Raw genomic sequence first — 26,529 nt, 5'->3', positions numbered from 1 at the left:
GCGCCACATGAACCATCACCTCTTCAAGGGGCTGCTCTGGCCCTTGCTCGGCATCACCCTCTTCCTGCTGATCTGGCAGTGGGGGGCGAGCCGGGTGCACACCTCTCTCGGGACCCTGCCTGGGCCTGTGGCCACCCTCACTCAGGCGGGCCAGCTGGGGCAGGAGTTCCTGGCCGAGCGCGAGCGCGAGCAGGCCTTCCTCGAGCGTCAGGCCCGGCGCAACGCCGAGCGGCTGGCGGCGGATCCGGCGGCCCGGGTGAGCCAGGTGCCCTATACGGGGCGTCCCACCTTCGTCAGCCAGGTGGCGACCAGCCTGCTCACCGTGTTGCTCGGTTTTGGCCTCGCCACCCTGATGGCGGTGCCTCTTGGCATCGTGCTCGGCATGAGTCCGCGCCTCTATCAGGCGGTCAACCCCTTGGTGCAGTTGCTCAAGCCCATCTCGCCGCTGGCCTGGCTGCCCCTCATCACCCTGGTGGTGAGCGCCCTCTATGTGAGCAAGGATCCGGCCTTCTCCAAGTCGTTTCTCATCTCGGCGGCTACCGTGGCCCTCTGCTCCCTCTGGCCGACCCTGATCAACACGGCGGTGGGGGTGGGCTCTCTGGATCCTGACCTGCACAACGTCAGCCGGGTGCTGCGTCTCTCCTGGTGGACCCATGTGCGCCGCCTCGTGTTGCCCGGGGCCCTGCCCATGATCTTCACCGGCCTGCGCCTATCCCTCGGGGTGGCCTGGATGGTGCTGATCGCGGCCGAGATGCTGGCCCAGAACCCCGGGCTCGGCAAGTTCGTCTGGGACGAGTTTCAAAACGGCGGCGCCAGCTCCCTGGCCCGCATCATGGTGGCCGTGCTCACCATAGGCCTCATCGGCTGTGCCCTCGATCGCCTGATGCTGACCCTGCAGCAGCGCTGGTCCTGGGACAAGCGTGCGGCCCTGCGCTGAGGAGACAACCATGAACAGCTTCTTACAACTGAGCGATCTGGGGGTGGGTTTTGCCACCGAGCGGGGCTTCTTCGAGGCCCTGACCCAGGTCAACCTGCGCATCGAGCAGGGGGAGTTTATCTCCCTCATCGGCCACTCTGGCTGCGGCAAGAGCACCCTGCTCAACCTGGTGGCCGGCCTGTGCGAGCCGACCCGTGGGGGGGTCATCCTGGCGGGGCGCGAGGTGGCCGGACCCGGGCCAGAGCGGGCCATGGTGTTTCAGCACCATGCCCTGCTCCCCTGGCTCACCGTGTTCGAGAACGTGGCCCTGGCGGTGCGCCAGGTGACCAGGGGGCGCGCCCGGGTGAGCGAGCGGGTGATGGAGTTTCTCACCCTGGTGCAGATGGAGCATGCGGCTCACAAGATGCCCCACGAGATCTCCGGGGGGATGAAGCAGCGGGTCGGCATCGCCCGGGCCCTCTCCCTGAGCCCCAAGGTGCTGCTGATGGACGAACCGTTCGGGGCCCTCGATGCCCTGACCCGGGCCCATCTGCAGGATGCCCTGATGGGGATCCAGGCCCAGCTTGGCACCACCGTCATCATGGTGACCCACGACGTGGACGAGGCGGTGCTGCTCTCGGATCGCATCGTCATGCTCACCAATGGGCCGAGCGCCACCATCGGCGAGGTGCTGCCGGTGCCCCTGGCACGGCCGCGGGAGCGGGTGGCCCTGGCCGACGATCACCACTACCACAGGCTGCGCCAGCAGGTGCTGCGCTTCCTGTATGAGAAACAGCGCAAGGTGACTCCCCTCAAGGGGGAGGAGAGCCGGGCCCAGAGCGGCAAGCGCCGCGCCTGACAAGGAGGAGTAGGGATGGAAAAAGAGCGACTGGTTGTGGTGGGCAACGGCATGGTGGGCCACCACTTCGTGGAGCAGCTGGTGGCCGAAGGGGGCCTGGCGCGCTTCGATCTGACCGTGCTGGGGGCGGAGTGCGATCCCGCCTATGACAGGGTGCACCTCTCCGAGGTGTTCGGCGGCCGCTCCCCCGAGGGGTTACGGCTGGCCGATCCCGCCTGGTATGCGGGCCACGACATCGATCTGCGCCTCGGAGCCAGCGTGCAGGCCCTGGACAGGGAGGCCAGGGCCGTGGTGCTGGCCGGCGGGGAGCGGGTCGACTACGACCGACTGGTGCTGGCCACGGGCTCTGTGCCCTTCGTCCCGCCGATCCCGGGGCGCGAGCGCAGCCACTGCTTCGTCTATCGCACCCTGGAGGATCTGGCCGCCATTCGCGAGGCCTGTGCCCACGCCCGCAGCGGTGCCGTGATCGGCGGGGGGCTGCTCGGGCTCGAGGCGGCCAACGCCCTGCGCCTGCTCGGCCTCAAGACCCATGTGGTGGAGTTTGCCCCGCGCCTGATGCCGGTGCAGCTCGACGATCTCGGTGGCGAGCTGTTGGCCGACAAGATTGGGGCCCTGGGGGTCGAGGTGCACCTGGGCAAGGGCACCCGGGAGATCGTCGACGGCGAGCAGGGACGCCACCGTCTGGCGTTTGCCGACGGCAGTCATCTGGAGTGTGATGTGCTGCTCTTCTCCGCCGGGATCCGCCCGGCCGATGCCCTGGCCCGGGAGGGGGGGCTCGCGGTGGGGGAGCGCGGCGGCATCATCATCGACGAGGGCTGCCAGAGTTCGGATCCTGCCATCCTCGCCATCGGCGAGTGCGCCCTGTGGCAGGGGCGTATCTTCGGGCTGGTGGCCCCCGGCTACCAGATGGCCCGTGCCGCGGTGGCGACCCTGTGTGGTGGTACCAGCCGCTTTGGCGGGGCCGACATGTCCACCCGTCTCAAGCTGATGGGGGTGGAGGTGGGGGCCATCGGTGATGGCCTGGGAAGCACCCCCGGGGCCCAGAGCCTGCAACTGCTCGACCGCAGCACCGGCGTCTACAAGAAGCTGGTGGTGGACGAGGGGGGAACCCGGTTGCTCGGGGCCATTTTGGTGGGGGACGGCAGCGACTACGATCGCCTGCTCGGCTACTACCAGCAGGGGGCGGCGCTGCCCTCACCCCTGCTCGGCCTGCTCACCGGAGAGGCGGCGGCGCCGCTCACCTTAAGCGACAGTGCGACCCTCTGCTCCTGCCACAACGTGAGCAAGGGGGCCGTGGTGGCGGCGGTGCGCGAGGGGCACAGGGAGCTTGGCCAGATCAAGGGGGTAACCCGGGCCGGCACCGGCTGCGGCGGTTGCACCAACCTGCTCAAGAAGGTGATCGACGAGACCCTGGCCGAGCTCGGGGTCGAGACCAACGACCACCTGTGCGAGCACTTCCCCTTCAGCCGCCAGGCGCTCTGCCACCTGGTCCGGGTCGAGGCGATCCGCGACTTCGAGAGCCTGCTCGCCCGCCATGGGCAAGGGCTTGGCTGTGAGGTGTGCAAGCCGGCGATCGCCTCCATCCTCTCGTCCCTGTGGAATGAGCACGTGCTGGCGAGGCCACACCGGGCCTTGCAAGACACCAACGATCGCTTCCTTGCCAACGTGCAGCGGGATGGCACCTATTCGGTGGTGCCGCGCATCGCCGGCGGCGAGATCACCGCCCGTGGCCTCATCACCCTGGGGGAGATCGCCGAGCGCTATGGCCTCTTCACCAAGATAACCGGTGGCCAGCGCATCGACATGCTGGGGGCGCGCCGGGATCAGCTGCCCGCCATCTGGGGCGAACTGGTGGCGGCCGGCTTCGAGACGGGCCAGGCCTATGGCAAGTCGGTGCGCACCGTGAAGTCATGCGTGGGGTCGACCTGGTGCCGCTACGGGGTGCAGGACTCGCTGGCCATGACCCAGCGCCTGGAGCACCGCTACAAGGGGCTGCGGGCCCCCCACAAGCTCAAGTTCGCGGTCTCGGGCTGCACCCGGGAGTGCGCCGAGGCCCAGAGCAAGGACATCGGGGTGATCGCCACCGAGCGGGGATGGAACCTCTATGTCTGTGGCAACGGGGGGATGAAGCCGCGCCACGGGGATCTCTTCGCCACCGACCTCGATGACGAGACCCTGATCCGCTACATCGACCGGCTGCTGATGTTCTACGTGCGCACCGGGGATCGCCTGCAGCGCACCTCGGTCTGGCTCGAGGGGATGGAGGGGGGGCTCGACTACCTCAAGTCGGTCATCATCGACGATCGACTGGGCATCGCCCCCGAGCTCGAGTCTGCCATGGATGCCGTGGTCGGTAGCTGGGAGTGCGAGTGGCGCGCCACCCTGAGTGATCCCGACAAGCTGCGCCTGTTCGAGGCGCATCTCAATCAACCCAGTGAGGCGACCCCTCCCCGGCGCGAGAGCCGGGGCCAGTGGGTGCCCGATATCGCCGTCAAGGAGGTCCTATGACCATGGATGAAGGTGGCTGGCAGCCCGCGTGCGAGCTGGCGGCCCTGGAGGAGGGGCTGGGACGCAGCCTCATCTGGCAGGGGGAGGTGGTGGCCCTGTTTCGCTGCGAAGGGGCCGTCTACGCCCTGGACGGGGTCGATCCCGTGGCCGGCGTGCCGGTGCTGGCCCTCGGGCTGGTGGGAGACAGTCAGGGGGAGCCCATGGTGATCGCCCCCCTCTACAAGCAGCGCTACTCCCTGCGCGATGGCCGCAGTCTCGACGATGCCGGGTTGGGGGTGCGCCCCTGGCCGGTGGCGGTGCGGGGGGGCAGCGTCTGGTTGCCCCTCTCTCGCCCCTGATCCCGCCGCGGCCCCGTCCCGGGGCCGCGCTCTCTTCCCCGCCCCATGGGGAATTGATATTCCCAAAAGCTATAAATAAACGTTCTTTATTATTTTATGGCGCTCACTCAACCCACTAGAGTGCCCTCAACAGGTAGGAGAGGTGTGAAATGGATTATTTGCCGATGTTTGCCAAGCTGGATGGCCGTGCGGTGTTGCTGGTCGGAGGGGGCGAGGTCGCCCTTCGCAAGGCGCGACTGCTGCTGGCCGCCGGCAGCCGCCTCACCCTGGTCGCCCCCGCGCTCGACGCCGGGTTTGCCGAATTCGCCGGGCGCTTCACCCACCTGGCCGAGGCGTTTCGCCCCGATCATCTCGACGGCCAGCTGCTGGCGGTGGCCGCCACCGATAACCTGGCGGTCAATGCCCTGGTCTATCAGAGCGCCAACCAGCGCGGCCTGTTCGTCAACGTGGTCGACGACCCCAAGCGCTCCAGCTTTATCTTCCCCTCCATCATCGACCGCAGCCCCGTCATGGTGGCGGTCTCGAGCGGTGGCAAGGCCCCCGTGCTGGTGCGCCTGCTTCGCGAGCGGCTCGAGAGCCTGCTGCCGGCTCACCTGGGCGGTCTCGCCGAGCTCTCCGGCCGCATCCGCGAGCGCGCCAAGCAGGCCCTCACCACCCTGGTGGCCCGTCGCCGCTTCTGGGAGCGGGCCTATGCCTCCAACACCCTCGGTGGCCTCATCGAGAAGGGGGAGTGGGACCAGGCCGAGGCCTGGCTGGATGACGCACTCACCCAGTCCGGCCGCGCGGCGGGCGAGGTGGTGCTGGTCGGTGCCGGCCCCGGCGATGCAGGTCTTCTGACCCTCAAGGGGCTGCAACAGATCCAGCAGGCCGAGGTGGTGCTCTATGACCAGCTGGTCTCCCCCGAGATCCTCAATCTGGTGCGCCGGGACGCCACCCTGGTGTCGGTCGGCAAGAAGGCCGGTGCCCACAGCGTGCCCCAGGAGGAGACCAACCGCCTGCTGGTGGAATACGCCAAGGCGGGCCATCGGGTGGTGCGCCTCAAGGGGGGGGATCCCTTCATGTTTGGCCGTGGCGGCGAGGAGCTGCAGGTGCTGGCCGAGGCGGGCGTCCCCTTCTCCGTGGTGCCGGGCATCACGGCCGCCGCCGGGGCCACCGCCTACGCCGGCATTCCGCTCACCCATCGCGACTTTGCCCAGAGCGCCACCTTCATCACGGGTCACTGCCAGGCCGAGGGGAGCCAGCCCGACTGGCCGGCCCTGGCCGCCGGCAACCAGACCCTGGTCATCTACATGGGGCTGATGAAAAGCGAGCACATCGCCCAGCAACTGATGGCACACGGCCGCGCCGCAGACACCCCCATCGCCATCATAGAGCGCGGCACCACGGCCCGTCAGCGCACCCTGGTGGGCCGGCTCGACGAGCTGGCCACCCTGGCCGCCGGCGCACAGAGCCCGTCGCTGATCGTGGTGGGACAGGTGGTGCAACTGCACGAACAACTGGCCTGGTTTGGCGAGCGCGCCGAGCCGGCAACCCTCGGGCTGGTGAAGCTGGCCTGAGTCCGGGGGGACCCCGTTTTTAATGACCGAGGAATCGACATGGACCGCGAAAGATTGACCCATTTAAAGCAGCTGGAAGCGGAGAGCATCCACATCATCCGCGAGGTGGCCGCCGAGTTTGACAACCCCGTCATGCTCTACTCCATCGGCAAGGATTCATCGGTCATGCTGCACCTGGCCCGCAAGGCCTTCTACCCGGGCAAGCTCCCCTTCCCGCTGCTGCACGTGGACACCGACTGGAAATTTAAAGAGATGATCCGCTTTCGCGACCAGACCGCCGAGAAGTTCGGGCTGGATCTCATCGTCCACAAGAACCCCGAGGGGCTCGCCATGGGCATCAACCCCTTCGATCACGGCAGCGCCAAGCACACCGACATCATGAAGACCGAGGGGCTCAAACAGGCACTGAATAAATACGGCTTCGACGCCGCCTTCGGTGGGGCGCGCCGGGACGAGGAGAAGTCCCGTGCCAAGGAGCGGGTCTACTCGTTTCGCGACAAGCACCACCGCTGGGATCCCAAGAACCAGAGACCCGAGCTGTGGCGCACCTACAACGGCCAGGTGAACAAGGGCGAGAGCATCCGCGTCTTCCCCCTCTCCAACTGGACCGAGCTCGACATCTGGCAATACATCTACCTCGAGAACATCGACATCGTTCCCCTCTACTTCGCGGCCATGCGTCCGGTGGTGGAGCGTGGCGGCATCAAGATCATGGTGGATGACGAGCGCATGCCGCTCAGTGCCGATGACGTGGTGCGCGAGGAGCTGGTGCGTTTTCGCACCCTTGGCTGCTACCCCCTGACCGGGGCCATCGAGTCGAGCGCCGCCTCGCTGACCGAGATCATCGAGGAGATGCTGCTGACCACCTCGAGCGAGCGGCAGGGACGCCTCATCGACCACGACCAGTCGGGTTCGATGGAGCAGAAGAAGCGTCAGGGATATTTCTAAGGAGTTGCCATGAATTCTTACGTCAAGAGCGCCCTCGAGAGCGAGGGGATCGAGGCCTACCTCAAGGCCCAGGAGCACAAGAGCCTGCTGCGTTTTCTCACCTGCGGCAGCGTGGACGATGGCAAGAGCACCCTCATCGGCCGCCTGCTGCACGACTCCCAGCAGATCTATGAAGATCAGTTAAAGGCGCTCGAGTCCGACAGCCAAAAACTCGGTACCACAGGCGAGAAGCTGGATCTGGCGCTCTTGGTCGACGGCCTGCAGGCCGAGCGCGAGCAGGGGATCACCATCGACGTGGCCTACCGCTACTTCTCCACCGCCAAGCGTAAATTTATCATCGCCGACACCCCGGGCCACGAGCAGTACACCCGCAACATGGCCACCGGCGCCTCGACCTGCGATCTGGCGATCATCCTCATCGACGCCCGCAGGGGGGTGCTGGATCAGACCCGTCGCCACAGCTTTATCGCCAGCCTCCTTGGCATTAAGCAGTTCCTGGTGGCGGTCAACAAGATGGATCTGGTCGATTTCAGCCAGCAGCGCTTCGACGAGATCAGCCGCGACTACCGCGCCTTCGCCAGCCAGCTCGACGTGGAGAGCATCCAGCTGGTGCCGGTCTCGGCCCTGGATGGGGACAACGTGGTTAACCAGAGCGCCAACATGCCCTGGTATCAGGGGGAGCCGCTGCTTGCCTTGCTCGAGAGCGCCGAGGTAGAGCAAGACCTGGCCCGCCATCCGGTGCGCCTGCCGGTGCAGTATGTGAACCGCCCCAACCTGGATTTTCGCGGCTTCGCCGGCACCCTGGCCTCTGGCATCCTGCGGGTCGGCGATCGCCTGGCGGTGCTGCCCTCTGGCAAAGAGAGCAGGGTGACGCGCATCGTCACCTTCGACGGGGATCTCGACCATGCCCTGCCGGGTCAGGCCATCACCCTCACCCTGGCCGACGAGATAGACATCAGCCGTGGCGATCTGCTGGTGGCCGCCGAGCAGCAGAGCGCGGTGTCGCGCCGTCTGCTGGCCCACATCGTCTGGATGGGGGAGAGCGAGCTCAAGAGCGGGCGCAGCTACGACATCAAGCTGGCCACCCGCAAGACCCGCGGCGAGGTGGCGACCATTCGCCACCGTATCGACATCAACAACCTCGAAGAGCATGGCGCCGATGAGCTCAAGCTCAACGAGATCGGCCTGTGCGAGGTGAGCCTCACCGAGCCGGTCGGGTTTGACCCCTATCGCGAGATCCGCGACACCGGCAGCTTTATCCTCATCGATCGCCTGACCAACGTCACGGTCGGTGCCGGCATGATAGTGCAGGGGCTGGACGAGGTGGCGGCCAAGGGGAGTGCCAGCGAGTTTGAGCTCGAGCTCAATGCCCTCATTCGCAAGCACTTTCCTCACTGGCAGGCGCTCGACATCAGTAAGGAGTGATCCATGACGTGGCAACAATCCCTGGTGCTGGGTCTGCTGGTTGCCCTGATCGTGCTGCTGATCCAGGGCCGGCTGCGGCCGGCCCTGCTCTTCTCCGGCGCCGTCCTCGTCACCTATCTGGTGGGGTTGGCCGACATTCAGGGGGTGGTGGCGGGCTATACCAACGGCTCCCTGCTCACCCTGGTGCTGCTCTTGCTGGTGTCGCTCGCGGTGGAGAAGAGCCGGCTGATGAGCTGGTTTGCCGGGGCCGTGGGCCGCGGCTCCTTTACCCAGGTGCTGACCAAGGTGTGGTTCTCCACCGCCTTCCTGTCGGCCTTTGTCAACAACACCGCCGTGGTCGCCTCCATGCTCGGGGCGGTCAAGCGCAACCCCGAGCACAGCGCCAGCAGGCTGCTGCTGCCCATGTGCTTCGCGGCCACCTTCGGCGGCGTGCTGACCCTCATTGGCACCTCCACCAACCTCATCGTCAACAGCTTCCTCGAGAAGATGGGGGCCAGGCCCCTTGGCATGTTCGACTTCTTCATGGTGGGGGCGGGGACATTGCTGACCGGCTGGATAGCCGTGATGCTGTTCGCCCGCCGCCTGCCGGAGCAAGAGGGCGAGTTTGACCGTAGCCAGGGCTATTTTCTCGAGGCCAAGGTGAGCGCCGGCTCCCCCCTGGCCGGGCGCAGCGTCAAGGAGAACGGCCTGCGTAGCCTCAAAAGCCTCTATCTGGCCGAGATCATCCGGGGGGATCAGGTGATCTGCCCGGTGCAGCCGGAGCAGGAGCTGCACGAGGGGGACATGCTGCTGTTTTGCGGCGACGTGGAGAGCGTGGGGGTGTTGCAGGAGATGCGCGGCCTCGAGCTCTACGGCGAGCATCGCCTCAACGGCCAGCATCTGGTCGAGGTGATCGTCAGCCACAGCTCGCGCCTGGTGGGCCAGACCATCCGCGACGCCGAGTTTCGCACCCACTTCGACGCGGTGGTGCTGGCGGTGCGCCGTGGCGAGAGCCAGCTCACCGGTGGCCTGGGGCAGATTGAGCTGCACGCGGGGGATACCCTGCTGCTCGCCCCCGGTCCGCGCTTTGCCGGCAACAAGTCCCTGTCGCGGGAGTTTGTGGTGGTCAGTGGCATAGAGGCGTCGACCCGGCTCGATACCCGCCGCAGCGCCGCCGTGGTGGGGGGCTTTGCCGCCGTACTGGCCGCCTCTGTGTTCGAGCTGCTGCCGCTGTTCAAGGGGCTGCTCATCATGCTGGTGCTGCTGCTGGCGACCCGCATCCTGACCCTCGACGAGATCCGCCGCCGCTTCCCGCTCGAGATCTGGCTGGTGGTGGGCGGGGCCCTGGCCCTGTCGGATCAGCTGGAGAAGACCGGGCTTGCCAACGTCATCGCCCGGTGGCTGATGGGGGAGTTTAATGGCGCCAGCCCCCTCATCGCCTTTATCGGCATTTATCTCTTCACCCTGGTGCTGACCGAGCTGATGAGCAACAACGCCGCCGCCGCCCTGGCCTTCCCCATGGGCTATCAGCTGGCGCTCAGCATGGATGTCTCGACCATGCCCTTCATCCTGGCGGTGCTGTTCGGGGCGAGTTCGAGCTTTATCCTGCCCTATGGCTATCAGACCAACCTGATGGTCTATTCGGCGGGCAACTACCGGATGCAGGATTACCTCAAGCTGGCCCTGCCGGTGTCACTGGCCTACAGCATTGGCGTCATCATCATGGTGCCCCTGCTCTTCCCCTTCTGAGGGCGGGGCACCCACACGCTTCGGGCCCGGCCCGACGGAGGATCAATGAACAATATCGTCTGGCACCCCCACGCGGTGACCAAGCAGCACAGAAGCGATGCCAAGGGGCAGCGCCCCCTGGTCATCTGGTTCACCGGCCTCTCGGGGGCGGGCAAATCGACCCTGGCCGGCGCCCTGGAAGAGGCGCTGGCGGGGCTTGGCAAGCACACCTACCTGCTCGACGGGGACAATGTGCGCCACGGCCTGTGCGGCGATCTCGGCTTTGACGAGGGGGCGCGGCGCGAGAACATCCGCCGGGTCGGCGAGGTGGCAAAACTCATGGTGGACGCGGGCCTGATTGTGCTGACCGCCTTTATCTCCCCCTACCGGGAGGAGCGCGACTTGGTGCGTCATCTCTTGGGGGAGGGGGAGTTTGTCGAGGTGTTTGTGGATGCGCCCCTTAGCGTGTGCGAAGAGCGCGACCCCAAGGGGCTCTACAAGAAGGCGCGCGCCGGGGAGATCCGTCATTTCACCGGCATCGATTCTGCCTACGAGGCGCCGCTAAACCCCGAGGTGCACCTGCACAACGATGGCGCGCCGGTACCGGCGCTGGTGGAGGCCCTGCTGGGGGCCCTGAGGCAGAGGGGATTGATCGACTAGGAGGCGACTGGTGGGGGGCTCGGCCGAGCTCCTGACCTACGACAAGAATCACCATCCCTGCGGGATTGCCGCTATGCGGGGTTTCGCCCGCCCTGCGGGCTGTGGCGAGTGACTTTTCTTTGCGTGGCCAAAGAAAAGTCACCAAAAGAAAGGCCAACCCCGGCAAGTCGTCCGCTGCGCAGATGCCCTCGGCTCGTCGATCGGGTCGGCCGTACCGCCGCACACGGCACTTTGGTCTACGCCATCCATGGCTTTGGCCAAAGCCCGCTTCGAACATCCTTGTTCTCGCGCCAAATCGGGGTCGAGCAGTGCTCGCCCTCATCCGATTTGGCCCATGCCCCGCTGCGGCTGCGCCGTCCTCCCTGACGGCGCTACTGACCCGTTAAACTCACCTCGGCGACTTGCAGGGGGGGGCAATACCGTGCCCGACTGCGGCTAAGTGGGCTCGCTACGCGGCGCTCGAAGTGGTGGGTGTCCCAATTTGGTGATCTGGTCCCGAGTGAGCGAAGTGAATGGCTTGAACCAGTTGTTATGCGGCTCACTTGAATTCATATGTGGCGGTGCCATTTGGTTTCATTTTGATTATTACTGTTTCGTACTGGTGGTCACGCTGCGCCTCTAATTTGAGTAGTTCTCGCGCTGCGTTGTGCGGGCCAAAAATGTTGGTTGGTTCAAACTTAAATTCCTCACCGGAATTATTCATGGTTGCACGATATGAGCTTTTAGAGTTTGTTAGGCCGGCTTCATGTGTGATTGTGAATGTAGCTTTAACTTCTGCCCAGCCTTTGGGAGCATCAATGGTTACGTTTTCATATATGAAGCTAACCAAGCCATTGGCGGTAAAGTTTTGTGACATTGAGAAGCTGCTCCATAGTAGGGTTGACAGGATGAATATAATTTTTTGCATACATGATTCTCAGTTAACGCATAACGCCGCCTGCAACGGCCGGAGGTAAATGGCGCATTTTTTGGCAACGCCAAAAAACGTGACAGTTGCCGGAGGTCAGATCGCCTGGCCTTGTTAAGTGCTTTACGGGAATGATATGTGCTTTACACATAACTCCCGCCCCTTGAGTTTATAATTCTCACACCCCTTTATGCGGCACTTTTCGGTAGATATTCCACCATGAGCTAGAAGTGACAGCTTTTCTTTTGCTTCTCCGATTAATGTTTCGTCAGGTAAATCTTTGATGCCAGATCGCTTTATACCAAATAATGGGAATGCGCCTTCTTCGGGGGCGTATTCAAAGTACCAACATTGCCCACACACCATACATTGGACAATAGGATTATCAAAATCCATTTCAGGCTGTCAATTTTCAGATTCGATTTCCTGAAAACACTCTGAATTATCATCAGCACCTTGATATCGGAAATGCCTATCCCAGTAGGTAGGATCAGTAATATATGATGGTAATTCCTTACAATTGCACATGGCACGTTCGCTCATTGCACTTAACGCCGCGTTAAGGGGTTAGTGCCGCCTAAACCAAGTTTCCGCAGACCACTTTCACCGCCAAAACTTACCGCATACCAAAAATGCCACGCGGCACGAATCCCTCTTGAACGCTTTGTTCGGTTTGTACTATCAACTGTACCGTTAATAGTTCTTACTCTAATAAGTGCTTTCTTGCTAAACCATAAATTTTATGGAGATCTTTAAAGGTATGACGTAACGCTCGACCAGCCAATTTACTTTCGTAGGCTGCTTTGTTCTTAGGTTGTGATCTTGTGCTTTCCAGTGTTAACTTCCAACGCCAATCTTGAAGAAATGTAGGTTGTGAGTCTAGTTCCACCGCAACTGCCCACCTGTGATGCACAACATTTCTTACATAACGAAAACCTAAAATTATCTGTTCATAATCAGTTTTTGAATTTGGCAACTTCAGCATCCAATCTTTGCCAAAGCGTTCATCAAAATACTCTTCTATAACATCCGCCCAACCTAAAGTTTCAACCAAAGGTATATATAAAGATTCAGAATCACCATTAATTTTAGCGTCATTGCGCTGAGTTCCCAGACGCAGAAATGCTTCATCATATCCTTTTAGGATGAGATCAATATGAACCATAAAATTACTTCCAACTCACTCAATTATTCGGAATAAAACCTAACGTAGAGCTAAGGGGCGCCCGGACCTGCTGCGGGTGACCGACGGCAGACCAGTTGAATTACCTGACCACTTATCGAAGCCAGTTGTCCGGGCGTCCCTTTTGAGCGTCATGTTAGACAAATACTTACAAATTACTGTTCTCCAATAACATTCCACTCTGTATATAAGACGTACTCGTCAGCGCCTTTTTCATACCAACTACGAATGGCTCCCGCTTTGATTCTCAATCTAACCTCTTCATCAAGGCTGGTCTCACTCGTTGCCGAAGGAAATATCTCTTTAGTGGTTACTGTGGCAGGCATAATATATCTCCGGTCTAATCAATTGGCTACGGATTTAACTGAGGCCTCCCATGCGAAAAGGCTCTTTTCATCCCTATTCGACAGAACAATCATCATTTTGATTATCTTAATGGCCGCATCTCTATTATTGGCACGCAGGTTCCCTGGGTCTCGTGCAGCGACAACCTTCGCTATTTCCGCATTAGTAACTGGCGGGCTGCTTACCAGATCGAATAATTGTTGGTCGGTAAGCTTGCTTACCGCGCCTAGCATCTTATCAACTCGTGCTTGGATGTTAGCGTCCACAAAGTTAGAGTCTCGCTTGCCCATTGCAACTGTTATTGCGCTGTCTGCGGCGGCCTCTTTGACTGCCGCGTCTCGTTGTATTGAAGACAACGCGCCATTTATTGTGCCTGCCAAATAGTAATCATTTATGTCCGACAAAGCCTGTTCGAATGTGTAGCCATTTAAGCTCATTGCGGAACCCACTACAATTCGTTTGAGCACCTCTTTCCGCTGTGCGTTCATGGCGGAGACCAAGGCTGACATAGCCTTATCTGCATATGCGTTCTTATCTATGGCCATTCTAGTGCCGCCAGTAACTGATGACAGAGAGCTCAGGATTGTTTTCGTTGTTACTGGACTAAAGGCGGTTGCAGCAACGTCGAGCGATAAAACCAATATATCTGTTGCTGAATGAATCTGCGATTCTTCAGCCGACAGATTCTTGATGTACTTAAGATATTCGATATTTGTTATCACAAGCCGAGAAGCGATAAACTTATTTCTCGTTTCCAAAGATGGTGAATTGTAATATGTGTTAACCGAGGCGGCATCTTTCAAGTTTGCCTTGACAATGCCAAGCTCTTCTTCAGTATTGAATGGTAGATCTGGCATGCCGCCTTGGAAGGTTGCACAGCCAGCCAAAAGAACGACAACACCCACTGACAAGAGTCGTTTGATCATAGCCTTTCTCCGTTTGTAAAGATGAGTGTCTAACGCCCTGTTAAGGTGTGAGCAACGCAATACCGAAGCCGCCGCATACCACCTTAAACACTAAAACCAACGTATAGTAAAAATGCCATGCGTTGCGAATCACTCTTAAACAGTTTGTTATGTTTATTTTTTGAAGAGCTTACCGAACGTCTTTTTTAAATGATCGTCTAGGTGAGCTTGAACTATTGTTAGCCCCTCTTCAGCCGCAACGTCTAACAACGAATCGTAATCATTTAATTCATTACAATTTTGACATTTTATTAAGTCCCCAGAGGAAAACTCCTGATCAGGCTCTCCCTCTAAAGGACAATCACAAAACAAACATTTAAGCTCTACAGTAAAGTTGCCATCTTCCATTAATAATACCCCGTAAGTTTCAGACCAAGTGTTGCTAGGGCTAAAAGAAAACCTAAAACAAGAAAAAGCCCCTTGTGCTCCTCAATGTAATCAGAAGTTTTTTTCAGAAACGTTCTGTTTGCTTTTAGCTCATCTGAACGTTTTTTGGAACGAGCAACGCCAATTCCTTTAGGAGTTATTTGCAATCCTTTGTAGTTGCCGCCTCCCAAATACGCATGATTGAGCCACTCATGTGCTAAACACTTGTCTGCTGCTTTTTCGAGTTGCTCAAGAGTAAAAGTGCTTTTGTTCGCCACATTAATCTCTTGTACCAGTTGTTCATCTATATCGAGATTAACGGATTTGTAGGTGCGACCGTGCTCTTCCATATAGTCGATAACATTATTTAGTAACGCATACTCAGGCATTTTTCCTCCGATAAACATAACGCCCGGCACAGCGGCGAGGTAAAACAGGCGCTAATTTTGCGCCAGCAAAATTGGTGACAGCTTTTGCCGAGTCCGACTGCTGCCGCTTGTTAAGCGTATTTTTAATTGCTCTATTCACTATATGGTTTCTTATCAACTTCGGGGTAATCTGATGTGTACTCGCCCCAACCTCTAAATTGATAATACTTAGTCATAGCCTCGAAATGTGAATCGGCCTCACATACCCATATGAGTTTTGAATCAGGCTCCATTAACGCTCGAGCTTCATCGCCCTCGCGGCCCGCTAGGCAAAACGTATCTAATTCTTCTTCGTTGGACCAAAGTTCGTGCTTCATAGTCTTCTAGCGCTTAACGATTAAGCTAACGGGCGGACAAAAGCGCAGCTTTTGGACGTCCAGCGAACGAAGTGAGCGGCAGTTGAGCGCATTGTTAGCAACTACACACTTTGGATTAGTGGGTTTTCGGTTTCAAAGCAGCTTTGGCTTGGCATTTCCCCTTTGAAAAAGCCTTCGAAAACCAATATAAACCGCTCTCTGAGTTTGTATAGTTGACGGCGCTTAAGTTTTTTAATTTTATAGAGATCTTTTTTGTCGAGATGACAGCCAATAGAAAGAAGTGTGTAGCTAAAAATTCGAAATATTCGCCACTGAAGCTCAGGCGATTTGATTCCTACTAGTTGATGTAGTGCCCACTCTAGCTCCCAGTACTCGCTCATGGACCAGTACTGCTTTTCGTGGAGCAGCCCCGTAAATGATGAGCTCTCAAACTCATCGCACCACACGTAGTTTTTGGCGATTATCGATTTTGGTTTCATGGTTGCTAACGTCCGCGTAATAGGCGTGAGCTTGCGAGCGTCCTAATTGACGCGTTTGTTACATTTTGACCCAGGCTACAAACTTTTCACCTGGAAATAGCTTTTTGGCTAGAACTCGTAATTCAGTATACCTCTCGTGTAGCGATACATAGCTAGCGTATACGAGCTCATACAATACAGCGGCCCCATTCATAGCCCCCTGAAATAAACGCTCACCTAATTTTTCTTCAAACTCGGCCAATGGTAGTGGCCTGCCGTTTAATGCATGAAAGCTAAGAGCTGGCTGCACTTCGTTTACATAAAATTCGTTACGGATATTGATCGAGTTAATAGCTTGCTCAAATCTCTCCTGCTCAATGGTTAGCTCCATGAGAATTTGAGCATTGTCATTATCAATCAAGAGCTGAAGGCTATCTATGTCTTGCTTAACACTTGAATAATCAGGTGGCTTCATTGCTGGAAGAGAAAGTCCGCGTTCAAAGGGGGTCTTGTATTTGTCCAGGTCTCTTTTAATACATTGTATTGCATTAATCTGTCTGATTAGAACAAAAAGCGCAGAATTCAAAGCACTCTTCTCTTTCTTTTTGTCCTTTTTCCCTTCTTCATAGGTTTTCAGCCAAAAGGCAGAAAATGCACCAATAAAACCACCGGCGGCCACTGTCAAGAGCCTTATTAAATAGTCATAGCTTTTAGGTACAACAGACTCATCAATAGCAACAGAACACAGATACCAAATATTTAGTACCGCCAAGGCTACGATAACGCCAAATATTTCTGGCTGGTAATCACGCAAATTCTTCAATGCAACCTCGTAGAAATGTAACAGTGATTAGATGGAAGGCGGTACTAATCCGTTAGCAGAGAATTCCATCTAACTCCGTAACATTTCAATCGCCGCCAAGTAAAAATCATTATGAAATCATAACATTACAGATTACATCAGGTGTCCGAGCGTATTCGCTTGACTTCCTCTTTTTGCGCCACTGTTACTACTGTATGAAAAAACAGTGCGCAGTCACTCTTGGAAAGTGTCACCAAAGCACGCCTGCGTGAACAGGTCAGAAATAAAAATGAAACCGTCACCATGTTGAGTGATCGCTCCACTTGCTTATCCATACCATCCGGCAAGGCTACCGCCCCTGAATTTCAGCCTCCAGTCTGCTGCTGTTAACCTGCGATGTGGTGCAGGCCTGGCTCATGGGTGACTCCGGTGAGACGGTTGCCAAACGGCTATGTTAACGAGCAAAGCGGGGGAGGGAAGAGGGAGATGATGGTTTCCTGAGCAAGATCAATAAATTAATCGGCTTGATGAGTGCTGGAGTAGTGCCGTGATAGCGAAGGGGCTTATCGGTTCGCTGTTTCAGCGATCAGCAACAGCCGCAGCGCAGGGTATTGGCCCCCTTCAATCCGCTGAGGGGAGGGCGCAAGGTCAGGAGCGCCAGAGGGGCAAGATCTTCAATACCAAGTGCATCAACAACCGCTTCAGGGGGGCAGGGTATGGAGGAACGGTGAGTGTCCCGATTTCCTCCCTCAGTCACAGCCGGGCACGGTATTGGTTCCCCCTCTGATTCGCCGAGGTGAGGCCATCAGGCCAGGTCGCGAGACAGGGATGTCGAGCGAGAGGCGGCGGTCCAAGGATGGACCGTCGGCGCGTACCGTCGGCCTGATGGTTGAGGCGAGGGAACTCGACGAAGGAGAGCGAATCGGCGGGGTTGGCCTTTCTTTTGGTGACTTTTCTTTGGCCACGCAAAGAAAAGTCACTCGCCAAAGCCCGCAGGGCAGGCGAAACCCCTTCGAGGGCAAGGCCCTCGTGTTCAAGATCCCCGTCGTAGGCAAGGAGCTAGACTGAGCTCCTCCAAGTGGGCGGGCGAAACCGCTTCGAGGAGGAACTCCTCGCGTCCCATGCGGCGCAGCCGCATCAAAGGTCAGGCCGTAGGCAAGGAGCTCGCCCGAGCTCCTCGCGCTGAAGCGTGAGACTAGATCCCGTCGGGGTGCGGGGAGAGCCCCCTTCTGATCCGCTGGATCCCGGCTTCGTAGAGGCCATCCGGCCCCTCCTGATCCTCACGGGTATCGAAGATCTTGAGAAACCACATGTACTGACCGGGATGGCGGGTCAGTTGCTGCTGCACCATGTCGTTCATCCGGCAGGTGTCCGCCATCACATCGCCGCTGGGGTAGTTATCGAACGGCGCTTCGATCTCCAGCCGATAGCAGTGATTGGCCTCGTCATAGCAGGCTAGCAGCGGCACCGCCTTGGCGCCACTTGTCTCCACCAGACGGGGCAGGGCGGGCAGGGTCGCCTTCGAATGGCCGAAGAAGGGGGCAAAGAGGCTCTTCTCGCGGCCATGGTCCTGATCCGGCAGGTAGAAGAAGCTGCGGCCGCTCTTGATGGTTCGGATCACCGCCTTGATGCCGGCACTGCGCTCGTACACCCGGCAGCCATTCTTGGCGCGCGCCCGGTTGAGGTGCCAGTCAAACACAGGGTTGCGTGCCCGTTTCATCATGGTGCACATGGGCACTCCGCGTTGGGTGAGGCCATACCCCGCCGCATCCACCGGCCAGGTGTGCGGCACCACCAGGATCACCGCTCGCCCGGCGGCCTGCTCTGCTTCGAGATGCTCCCAACCGCTCACCTGGATCCGGCTCATCAGGTAACGGGGGCTGCGCATCGTGAACTCGCCAAATCCCAGCAGACTCTTGAGGCCGACCCGGATCGAGGTGAGCGCGATGGCGTCGCGCTCGGCCGGGCTCTTGTGCGGGAAGCAGATGGCCAGATTGGTGCGGGCGATATAGAGCTGTTTCTTCGAGATGCGAAACACCAGGGGCGCCAGCGAGGCGGCGAGCCGGTCCCGCAGTCGCACCGGCACGAAAGCCAGCAGCATCAGCACGGCCAGCGCCAGCCAGCTCAACCAGTAACGGGGATGCAGAAAGCGGGCCTCGAACGAGGGAGTAAAAACGGGATCGGGGGTAGACATGTCATGGGCCAGACAAAATGAGGAGCTGCATTGTAGTCATCCCGACAGGTAATACCAGTTATGCCTTCAGCGCGTGCGACAAAAACGGGAGCGCCGCCTCGAAATGCCACTGCATGGCCTCGAAAATTGCCCGAAAATTGCCCGAAAATTGGACAGTCACCATTTTGGTTCTGTTGACCACCATGCGGCGCTCAGAGCGGTGGGTGTCCCGATTTCCCCCCTCCCGATTTCCCCCCCTATTCGAACCTACGGATGCCATCAGTATCAGCAAGTTCGCCAGAGGGGCAGGGTATTGGCTCCCCCTTCAATTCGCCGAGGGGTGGGAGCAAGGTCAGGAGCGCCATCAGGGATGATGGCGCAGCCGCAGCGGGGCATGGATGCCCCATCTGCGGCGCTCCGCCCGACCTGGCGACCAACCCGAGGGAAACCGCGTAGCGGTCGGATTGGTGGGGGAAGGCCTTCTTGGTGACTTCTTGGGCCAGCAAGAAGTCACTCGCCCAAGCCCACAGGGCGGGCGAAACCCCTTCGAGGAGGAACGCCTTGCGTCCCATGCGGCGTAGCCGCATCAAAGTGCCAGGTATAGGCAAGGAGCTTGGCCGAGCACCTCTCGGAAAGAGGGGAGAGAGGAGGGGGATTATCCCCCCTTCTCCTCCTGGGGTGGGGGGGCGGTCACCGTCACCTCGATGACGAGCCCCTGGGCCAGCAGTGTCTGGAGATCCTTGAGGTACTCCTCGAGGCTCGGCTCTTCGAGCAGGCGAGCCAGCTCGTTGCCGACCGGGGTGAGGCGGTAGTAGATCAGTTTGGTGTGACTCTGTTTGCCCTGCAGGCGCCAGCGCTGATGGCTGAAGGCCAGCTCCAGCCCCTCGGCGGGCAGATCGCCCGACTCCAGCTCCCCCTTGTGCAGCAGCCCCAGCTCGAACAGCTGCAGCAGGGCGTTGTAGGGGAGGCGGTATTTACCAAGGCCCATATGGCTGCTTTTGGCCCGGGTCAGCAGGCGGGCCCCCTGGTAGAGGCCGGTAAGCAGGCGCCGCTCCTCGCTGCCCACATAGTTGCAGGAGAGGGCGCACAGGCGTTGAAACAGCATGGCGTCGCGCTGGGTCATCTCCTTGAGGGTCGTCAGGGCGCGGATGGAGAAGCTGCCCGGGGCCGCTATCTCGAGGGCGAAGATGCGTCCCCACAGCTGCTGCATGGGCACAGAGCCTATCTCCTCGGCCAGTTGCAGGAAGCGGGTCACCCAGTCCGGATCCGGCTCGCCGCCGGCCACTATTTCGCCGCAGTGACGCTGGGCCATCACCATGATGGTCTCGAGGTTGCGCTGGCGGGTCGCCTGCTCGGCGGCGAGGCGAAAGGTGGCGCGCTGCTCGAAGGTGCTGTCGCTGTTTTTGGTCAGCATGCCGTCGATATGGCGGCTGCGGGCCAGGCGCAGGGTCTGCTCCTGGCTGCTCAATATGTTGCTGCTGTCACGCTTGGGTGGGGGGAGTTCGGACATGGGGCACATTCCCTGTGAGGCGATGGGGAGATGTTACTCCCTGATGGGCCATGAAAAAACCACCGCATGCGCGGTGGTTTCGGCTTCCCTCGCTTACTCCTCGTAGGGGGCGACCTCGACCGCCTCCATGGCGTAGGAGGCGTTGGCCATCTCGTGGCTCGAGCTGACCACCTTCATGGTGCCCTTGACCCAGATGGCGTCCCACAGGTCGTCCACCGGCGCCCCCTTGGGGAAACGCACATAGATCACCTGGTTGGTGGGCGGCGATGGCACATGGATGCAGGCGCCAAAGTAGGGTACCAGCAAGAAGGCGGTGATGGTCTTGGCATCCCCCTCCAGTGGTACCACGAAGCCGGGCAGGCGCACCGGCTTCTGATCGAGCTCCTTGACCACTCCCCCGACCGGTTGGGGGGCTGACATGGGGTTCCCCTCGTGGTTGACCACGGGGGGAGGGGCGTTGCGCTCCGCAGGAGGGATCAGGGCATCCCAGTCGATGGTCTTGTACTGGGTGGCGCCGGCCGATCCCATCCAGAGCAGGGCCAGCAGCCCCAGGGCGATACGTTTCATCAAGGCTTCTCTCATCAGATTAAAAACGGATGCTCATGCCGTCACTCAAGGAGTAACGGTAGGCGCGCCAGGCGGGTAACAGTCCCATGACGAGGCCGGCCAGCCACACCAGTCCCAGCAGTTGCCACTCGCGCAAGGTGGGCAGGGCAAGGGGGAACTGCAGGCCATAGTGGCTCGAGAGCAGCGGCGCCGCCAGGGCCTGGGCCCCGTAGAGCAGCCCCAGCCCCGCCAGGATGCCGAGGCTGGTGATGGCCAGGGATTCGAGGGTGAGCAGGGCAAACAGATGGCGCGGGCTGGCCCCCAGGGAGCGCAAGATGGCGAGCTCGCGGCGCCGCTCGTTGAGCCCGGCCAGCAGGGTGGTGAGCATGCCAATGAGGCCCGCCACCACCACGAAGCCGGCGATGACCGAGAGGGCGGTCTCGGCCACGCTCATCAGTCCCCACAGCTCCTGCAAGGCGGCCCCAGGCAGGATCGCCATCAGGGGTTCGCTCGGCCAGGTGTTGATGGTGCGCTGCAGCTGGAAGGCGAGGATGCGCTGGTTCAGTCCCACCATGAAGGCGGTGATGGTCTTGGGGGTGAGATCCTGGGCCAGCGCTTGCTCGGCGGAGACCGCCTTGCTGTGACGCCCCGTCTCCCACCCCAGGTGGATGGCCTCGATGCCGGCGAGCGGCACGTGAACGGTGCGATCGATGGGGGTGCCGGTGGGGGCCAGGATCCCCACCACCCTGAACGGCAGGTTGTCGTGTTGGGTGAAGGAGGTGTTGCCCGCCCCGTGGGCGATGACGATGGATTGATCGAGGCGGTAGCCGAGCTTGCGCGCTACCTCGGCCCCCAGCACCGCTTCGAAGGGGCGCTCAAACGGGCGGCCCGAGGCCAGGGTCAGGGGCTGCTGACGGCCATAGCGCAGGTACTTGAAGTAGTCCCCGTTGGTGCCGAGCACCCGAAATCCCTTGTGGGAGTCGCCGAGGGAGAGGGGGATGGTCCAGGCGATACCGCGCAGCGCGCTGATCCGCTGATAGGCATCCCATCCCACGTTGTTGGTGGGGTTGCCGATGCGAAACACGGAGTAGAGCAGCAGGTTCACCTGGCCGGAGCGGGCGCCGACGATGAGATCGGTCCCCGAGACGGTGCTGGCGAAGCTGTCGCGGGCCTGGGTGCGCACCCGCTCTACCCCGAGCAGCAGGGTCACGCTGATGGCGACGGCGAGCAGGGTCAGGCCGGCGGTGAGGCGGCGGGCCCACAAGCTCTGCAGGGCGAGTCTTAGCATTGGCTCCTCCGGTTTAGCTGGCGCAGATCCTCGACCCGGGGGAAGAGGGGCTCGAGGCCCGGATCGTGGCTGACGAAGATCAGGGTCGAGCCCTGCTTGTCGCACTCCTCGAACAGGAGCTTGATAAAGGCGGCCCGGTTGTCGCTGTCGAGGGCCGAGGTGGGCTCGTCGGCGATCACCAGGGGCGGTGCCCCGATCAGGGCCCGTGCGGCCGCCACCCGCTGCTGCTGGCCGATGCTCAAGGCGTGCACCGGGCGACTGTGCAGCTCGTCGGGCAGTTGCAGTTCGCGCAGCAGGCGACGGGCCTCGGCCTCAGGCGGGGCACTCAGGCGCGCGCGCTTCCTGGGCGAGAAGGTGAGGGCGCTGGTGACGTTCTCCACCACGCCGAGATAGGGCAGCAGGTTGAACTGCTGGAAGATGTAGCCAAGTTCGGCGGCACGAAATCCGTCGCGGGCACGGGAGGATAGCCGGGCCAGTGACTGGCCCAGCACCTCGAGCGTGCCGTGGTTGACGGTCTGGATGCCGGCGAGCAGCCCCAGCAGGGTCGACTTGCCCGACCCCGAGGGCCCCTTGATAAAGAGGCGCTCCCCCTCGAGCAGGGTGAGCTCGGGGATCTCGAGTACGGGGGCGTGACCGGGCCAGGCGAAGCCGAGATCACGAATGGTTACCACGGTACGGCTCATGGCTTACCAACCCAGGGTCCGGTTGCCGGGGGTCAGCTCACCGGCCACCTGGCCGCCGGGAATGAGCCCCTGCACGGTCAGCTTCTCCAGACTCGGGTAGAGGGTAAAGAGACTGGCCTCGATCCCCTTGAGGGCCGCCGGCTGCTGGCAGGTAAAGGTATAGGTGGCGCCCATATCCGCATGGCCTTCGTGGTGATCGGCGGCATCATGGTCATGGTCATGGTCATGGTCGTGGTCGTCGGCATCATGATCGTGCTCCTCATGACCGGCCTGAACCTGCTGCCCGGTCAGGGTGCAGCCGGCGGCAGGGGTGAGCACAAACAGCCCCTCGGCGCTCTTGAGCCGGGCCAGGGCCTGATCCATGCGTGCCTTCTCGGTGTCGTTTCTGGGGGCATGTTCGAAGCCGATCAGATCTGCCGCGGGGGCGGTCAGCTCCAGCATCAGCTGATCGCCGTCCAGAACCAGGTTGAGCTGGCCGTGGCCATGCTCGTGGGCGCCATGGCCGGCGTTGGCGTGATCATCGTGGTGGGCGGCAGCAGAAAAGGCGACAGCCGCCATCATCAGGGCGAGACGTTTCATAATTACTCCTGTTAAATCAAATTGATAAGTGCCATTAACGGCACGCTTGTCGGCGATTTAACGAGGAGGGGCCCGGATCGAGTAGGCGCCTGGCGCAGCCAGGGTGGGAGAGGCAATCCGGTCGGGGAGTGCGTATGAGGTGGGGAGCTGCGGAATCGGCGCAGCCACCGCCGCACCGGGCAGCCACTTGCCGTCCAGATGAACGGCACAGAGTTGGCACAGATGGGGGTGATCGGGGGCCAGGCTGTCAAGCTGGTGCACCGCCAGGGCGGGTTGCATCCACAACCAACCCGACAGCCAGATCCAGAGCAGGGCGCGCAACTTGAACATCGTGACGGGGATCGCCCCTGCTCCTCTTGGTTAGATATGGGTCTTGATCAGTCCCATGACCTGGTCGATATCGTTCTTGGCCAGCTGACCATCCTTGACGAACAGCACCTTGCCATCTTTGCCAATCAGAATGATGGCCGAGCTCTCCGGGGCGAGTGCCCAGGCGTTACGGGCCATCCCCTTGGCGTCGAGCACCATGCTGGACCAGGGGAACTCCTTCTTGGAGTCCTCGGCGCTGCTCTTGACGAAGCCAGAGGTACCCCAGATGGCATCATTGCTGTTGATGATGGTGACCGTCTGGTACTGATCGTGGGGCAACTTGGCCGCCTTGATCGCCTCGATCATGGGGGCGTTGAGCTCCTTGGCGCTGGAGCGACCCGCAATGTGCTGGATCAGATAGACCTTGCCGGTGAGCACGCCACTTTGCCAGGGCTGGTAGGCGATATCCTTGCCGCTCAGCATCAGCTCGCCCTTGTCGTTGATCTTGACGACCGGAACGGGGGCAGACTCCTTGATGTTGTGAGCCATGGCCAGGGGCGACAGCAGCGCCAGGGTAAGAGCCAGGTATTTCATCCTGATGACACTCCTTTTGTTATGTTATAACAGTTTTGGCACCGAGGAAATGGGCCGAATGTATCCTAATCTGATCCGACCTGTTTAAAAAGTGTTAAGTGGTGCCGGTGAGACGCAAGGGGCGCAGCATGCCACGGGGAGCGGTAAATGCCAGCTCCCCGAGAGTGGTAGGATCTCTTGGTTAGTAGAGGGGCTCGCTCACCAGGGGGATCTTCGACAGCATCATCTGTTGCACCAGCACGGGTGAGCCGGTAAGCAGCACGTGAGGCTGGCTGTTGATCTGTACCGTCTCCCCCTGAAGGCCGCTGTCGGCCGTGATGGCAAGCCAGGCGGGGGAGACGCTGCCGACGCTGATGTCGGGATAGATGATGGAGAGGGCATAGTCGGGGAGCAGCTCGGCCAGCAGAGCCGCCATCAACAGCGCCTTCTCGTCGCTGTCGGCACGGTTTTGCTGCAGCGCCTGCAGGGGCGGGGCGAAGTGATCCACCTGTTCGTTGGGGCTGGGGATGGAGTCTAGCCACTCCTGCAACAGGGCCACTGTCTTGGCGGTGTCAGATTGCGCAAACTGCCTGGCCAGGGGCTGCAACGCATGCTTGAGCTGATAGAAGAGTTGGGAGTAGTTGGGGCGCACGCAGGGCAGGCGGCGATCGGTGGGGTGGATGCAGGGGGTGATGCGCAGGGCATAGAAGGCATCTTCCTGATATTGGTGGTAGGCCTGCCAGAACATGACCGATTGGGGGCTCTGATCGCGCAGGGCGAAGGCCTGCTCCAGATTGTCAAACTTGACGGCACCCTCAGGGCTGAGGCGGTTGATCTCGGCCAGGGTCCCCTGCAGCTTCTCTCCCATCTGGGCAAACAGGGTCTCGAGGGGAAAGTTGAGGGCCCGATCCAGGGTGACCATCTCCCGGCGACTGGCATCGAGGGCACCCTCGTCGGCGGAGAAGGTGATGTGATGACGATTCCCATCCTGGGAGTGCCACTGCCACTGCAGGGTCAGGGGCTCGGCCGGGGCGAGGGGGGCAAGGGTCATGGTCAACAGGACAGGGAACCACTTCATGGCTGTTCACTCCGTAGTGACCCCTTGACGTCATGCACAAGGGGAATAAGTTAACTACTAGGTGAATCCGCACGGCCATGGGACACAATCTGTCGGTAAAATATGCAAGCCGATGAAATGGCTGTTCTTTTTTTTCGCAAAAGATGAGGCTCGGGAGGAAAGATGGGAACCTGGGGATATGGGGTCTTGCTGTTGGCCGTGGTGGCGCCGGCCATGGCGGGCAGCGTGACCGTGACCAAGGGGAGTGAGAAGGTCGACGCCTTTGCCCTGCGCGATCAACTGGCCCGGGAGCACGAGTGGCAGGAGTGGCTGCGCCATCAGGAGGCCCTCAAGTGGCTCGAGGTGTTGCCGGTCAACTGTGAGTTGGTGAGCAAGGCTGACGGCAGCTATCGCTGCGGCGGGGAGTGGTATCGGGAGTATAAGCAGGAGGGCAAGGAGCTCTATATCCGCGGTGAGCCTGGCTCGTCATCGCCCCGGCCCGCCGCCCCCCCGGCGCACTGACGCCTCAATGCAACAAGGCGCCTGCAGGCGCCTTGTGATTGTCCGGGGAGCGATTACTTGGTGTAACGCTCGACGGAGGAGAGGATCTCGGCCTCGGCTTCGGCCTTGTCGCCCCAACCGTCAACCTTGACCCACTTGCCGGCTTCCAGCTCTTTGTAGCGCTCGAAGAAGTGCTGGATCTGGGCCTTGAGCAGCTCAGGCAGATCGTTCACATCCTGGATGTGGTCGTACTGCTTGGTCAGCTTGGAGTGGGGAACGGCAACGACCTTGGCATCCTGACCGGATTCGTCGGTCATCTTCAGCACGCCAACCGGGCGGCAGCGAATGACGGAGCCGGCCAGCAGGGGGTAGGGGGTCGGCACCAGCACGTCAACCGGGTCACCGTCCAGGGAGAGGGTGCCGTTTACGTAGCCGTAGTTGCACGGGTAGAACATGGGGGTAGCCATGAAGCGGTCAACGAAGATGGCGCCGCTCTCTTTGTCGACTTCGTACTTGATCGGGTCGGCGTTTTGCGGGATTTCGATGACGACATAGATGTCTTCGGGCAGGCTCTTGCCAGCCGGTACCAGGTTCAGGCTCATGACGTTTCCTTAAAACGGTT

Annotated in this window: 25 protein-coding genes; 10 read left to right on the top strand and 15 right to left on the bottom strand. The window is 60.4% G+C overall.

The annotated features are described in order from the left end of the window. Nucleotides 1–7 precede the first annotated feature (7 nt). From BN1133_RS18695 to cysC, 9 genes are all read left to right on the top strand, one after another. Nucleotides 8–937 carry an ABC transporter permease gene (locus BN1133_RS18695; RefSeq protein ID WP_050667952.1) on the top strand — a complete coding sequence of 310 codons (930 nt, stop codon included), beginning with the start codon at nt 8–10 and terminating at the stop codon, nt 935–937. 10 nt (nt 938–947) lie between these two features. Further along, nucleotides 948–1,775: an ABC transporter ATP-binding protein gene (locus tag BN1133_RS18690; RefSeq protein ID WP_050667951.1), complete on the top strand. Its 828-nt coding sequence runs from the start codon at nt 948–950 to the stop codon at nt 1,773–1,775. A 15-nt stretch (nt 1,776–1,790) separates the two neighbouring features. Beyond that, nucleotides 1,791–4,283, top strand: coding sequence for a nitrite reductase large subunit NirB (gene nirB, locus BN1133_RS18685; protein WP_050667950.1), 2,493 nt, complete (start codon nt 1,791–1,793; stop codon nt 4,281–4,283). Next, nucleotides 4,280–4,621: a nitrite reductase small subunit NirD gene (gene nirD / locus BN1133_RS18680; RefSeq protein ID WP_050667949.1), complete on the top strand. Its 342-nt coding sequence runs from the start codon at nt 4,280–4,282 to the stop codon at nt 4,619–4,621. Before nirB ends, nirD begins: the two co-directional genes overlap by 4 nt. 149 nt (nt 4,622–4,770) lie before the next feature. After that, on the top strand, nt 4,771–6,177 hold the full coding sequence (gene cysG, locus BN1133_RS18675; protein ID WP_050667948.1) for a siroheme synthase CysG: 1,407 nt from the start codon (nt 4,771–4,773) through the stop codon (nt 6,175–6,177). 39 nt (nt 6,178–6,216) lie between these two features. Beyond that, entirely contained in the window at nt 6,217–7,125 is a 909-nt protein-coding gene (gene cysD / locus BN1133_RS18670; RefSeq protein WP_050667947.1) for a sulfate adenylyltransferase subunit CysD, read from the top strand. 9 nt (nt 7,126–7,134) lie between these two features. Further along, nucleotides 7,135–8,550: a sulfate adenylyltransferase subunit CysN gene (gene cysN / locus BN1133_RS18665; protein WP_050667946.1), complete on the top strand. Its 1,416-nt coding sequence runs from the start codon at nt 7,135–7,137 to the stop codon at nt 8,548–8,550. Nucleotides 8,551–8,553: 3 nt separating this feature from the next. Further along, complete coding sequence (locus tag BN1133_RS18660) at nt 8,554–10,278, top strand: SLC13 family permease (protein ID WP_050667945.1); 1,725 nt, start codon at nt 8,554–8,556, stop codon at nt 10,276–10,278. 45 nt (nt 10,279–10,323) lie between these two features. After that, complete coding sequence (gene cysC / locus BN1133_RS18655; protein ID WP_050667944.1) at nt 10,324–10,917, top strand: adenylyl-sulfate kinase; 594 nt, start codon at nt 10,324–10,326, stop codon at nt 10,915–10,917. Between the two features lie 538 nt (nt 10,918–11,455). Here cysC and BN1133_RS20210 read toward each other — a convergent pair. From BN1133_RS20210 to BN1133_RS18580, 14 genes are all read right to left on the bottom strand, one after another. Then, complete coding sequence (locus BN1133_RS20210) at nt 11,456–11,773, bottom strand: hypothetical protein (RefSeq protein WP_153006731.1); 318 nt, start codon at nt 11,771–11,773, stop codon at nt 11,456–11,458. 754 nt (nt 11,774–12,527) lie between these two features. Further along, nucleotides 12,528–12,989, bottom strand: a complete 462-nt coding sequence (locus BN1133_RS20205; RefSeq protein ID WP_153006732.1) for a hypothetical protein — start codon at nt 12,987–12,989, stop codon at nt 12,528–12,530. 362 nt (nt 12,990–13,351) lie between these two features. After that, nucleotides 13,352–14,278 (bottom strand): hypothetical protein, encoded by a 927-nt coding sequence (locus tag BN1133_RS18650; protein ID WP_050667943.1) that lies wholly within the window; start codon nt 14,276–14,278, stop codon nt 13,352–13,354. 386 nt (nt 14,279–14,664) lie between these two features. Next, nucleotides 14,665–15,072, bottom strand: coding sequence for a hypothetical protein (locus BN1133_RS18645; protein WP_029790602.1), 408 nt, complete (start codon nt 15,070–15,072; stop codon nt 14,665–14,667). 893 nt (nt 15,073–15,965) lie between these two features. Then, a complete protein-coding gene (locus tag BN1133_RS18640; protein WP_050667942.1) occupies nt 15,966–16,709 on the bottom strand; it encodes a hypothetical protein in 744 nt (247 codons plus the stop codon). A gap of 1,174 nt (nt 16,710–17,883) precedes the next feature. After that, nucleotides 17,884–18,882 carry a lauroyl-Kdo(2)-lipid IV(A) myristoyltransferase gene (gene lpxM / locus BN1133_RS18625; RefSeq protein WP_050667939.1) on the bottom strand — a complete coding sequence of 333 codons (999 nt, stop codon included), beginning with the start codon at nt 18,880–18,882 and terminating at the stop codon, nt 17,884–17,886. Between the two features lie 634 nt (nt 18,883–19,516). Next, a complete protein-coding gene (locus tag BN1133_RS18615; RefSeq protein ID WP_050667937.1) occupies nt 19,517–20,371 on the bottom strand; it encodes a TIGR03899 family protein in 855 nt (284 codons plus the stop codon). A 93-nt stretch (nt 20,372–20,464) separates the two neighbouring features. Further along, nucleotides 20,465–20,938: a DUF3299 domain-containing protein gene (locus BN1133_RS18610; protein WP_082178059.1), complete on the bottom strand. Its 474-nt coding sequence runs from the start codon at nt 20,936–20,938 to the stop codon at nt 20,465–20,467. Nucleotides 20,939–20,957: 19 nt separating this feature from the next. Beyond that, nucleotides 20,958–22,205, bottom strand: coding sequence for an ABC transporter permease (locus tag BN1133_RS18605; RefSeq protein ID WP_050667936.1), 1,248 nt, complete (start codon nt 22,203–22,205; stop codon nt 20,958–20,960). After that, the gene (locus tag BN1133_RS18600; RefSeq protein ID WP_050667935.1) at nt 22,199–22,888 is read right to left on the bottom strand and encodes an ABC transporter ATP-binding protein; all 690 of its coding nucleotides are present in this window, start codon (nt 22,886–22,888) and stop codon (nt 22,199–22,201) included. Before BN1133_RS18600 ends, BN1133_RS18605 begins: the two co-directional genes overlap by 7 nt. 3 nt (nt 22,889–22,891) lie before the next feature. Next, a complete protein-coding gene (locus BN1133_RS18595) occupies nt 22,892–23,467 on the bottom strand; it encodes a DUF2796 domain-containing protein (RefSeq protein WP_050667934.1) in 576 nt (191 codons plus the stop codon). 57 nt (nt 23,468–23,524) lie between these two features. Next, on the bottom strand, nt 23,525–23,797 hold the full coding sequence (locus tag BN1133_RS18590) for a hypothetical protein (protein WP_050667933.1): 273 nt from the start codon (nt 23,795–23,797) through the stop codon (nt 23,525–23,527). Nucleotides 23,798–23,827: 30 nt separating this feature from the next. Further along, nucleotides 23,828–24,370, bottom strand: a complete 543-nt coding sequence (locus BN1133_RS18585; RefSeq protein WP_050667932.1) for a YtfJ family protein — start codon at nt 24,368–24,370, stop codon at nt 23,828–23,830. 181 nt (nt 24,371–24,551) lie between these two features. Further along, a complete protein-coding gene (locus BN1133_RS18580) occupies nt 24,552–25,427 on the bottom strand; it encodes a hypothetical protein (protein ID WP_050667931.1) in 876 nt (291 codons plus the stop codon). A gap of 162 nt (nt 25,428–25,589) precedes the next feature. Between BN1133_RS18580 and BN1133_RS18575 the strand changes: the two genes are divergently transcribed. Continuing rightward, a complete protein-coding gene (locus BN1133_RS18575; RefSeq protein WP_050667930.1) occupies nt 25,590–25,928 on the top strand; it encodes a hypothetical protein in 339 nt (112 codons plus the stop codon). A gap of 53 nt (nt 25,929–25,981) precedes the next feature. Here BN1133_RS18575 and ppa read toward each other — a convergent pair whose 3' ends face one another. Further along, nucleotides 25,982–26,509, bottom strand: coding sequence for an inorganic diphosphatase (gene ppa / locus BN1133_RS18570; RefSeq protein ID WP_050667929.1), 528 nt, complete (start codon nt 26,507–26,509; stop codon nt 25,982–25,984). Nucleotides 26,510–26,529: the final 20 nt, after the last annotated feature.

It is taken from the genome of Aeromonas schubertii, assembly GCF_000820105.1.
Classification (GTDB): Bacteria; Pseudomonadota; Gammaproteobacteria; order Enterobacterales; family Aeromonadaceae; genus Aeromonas; species Aeromonas schubertii.
Note: the sequence above shows the minus strand (reverse complement) of the source record. Positions and strands in the feature narration are given on the sequence as shown.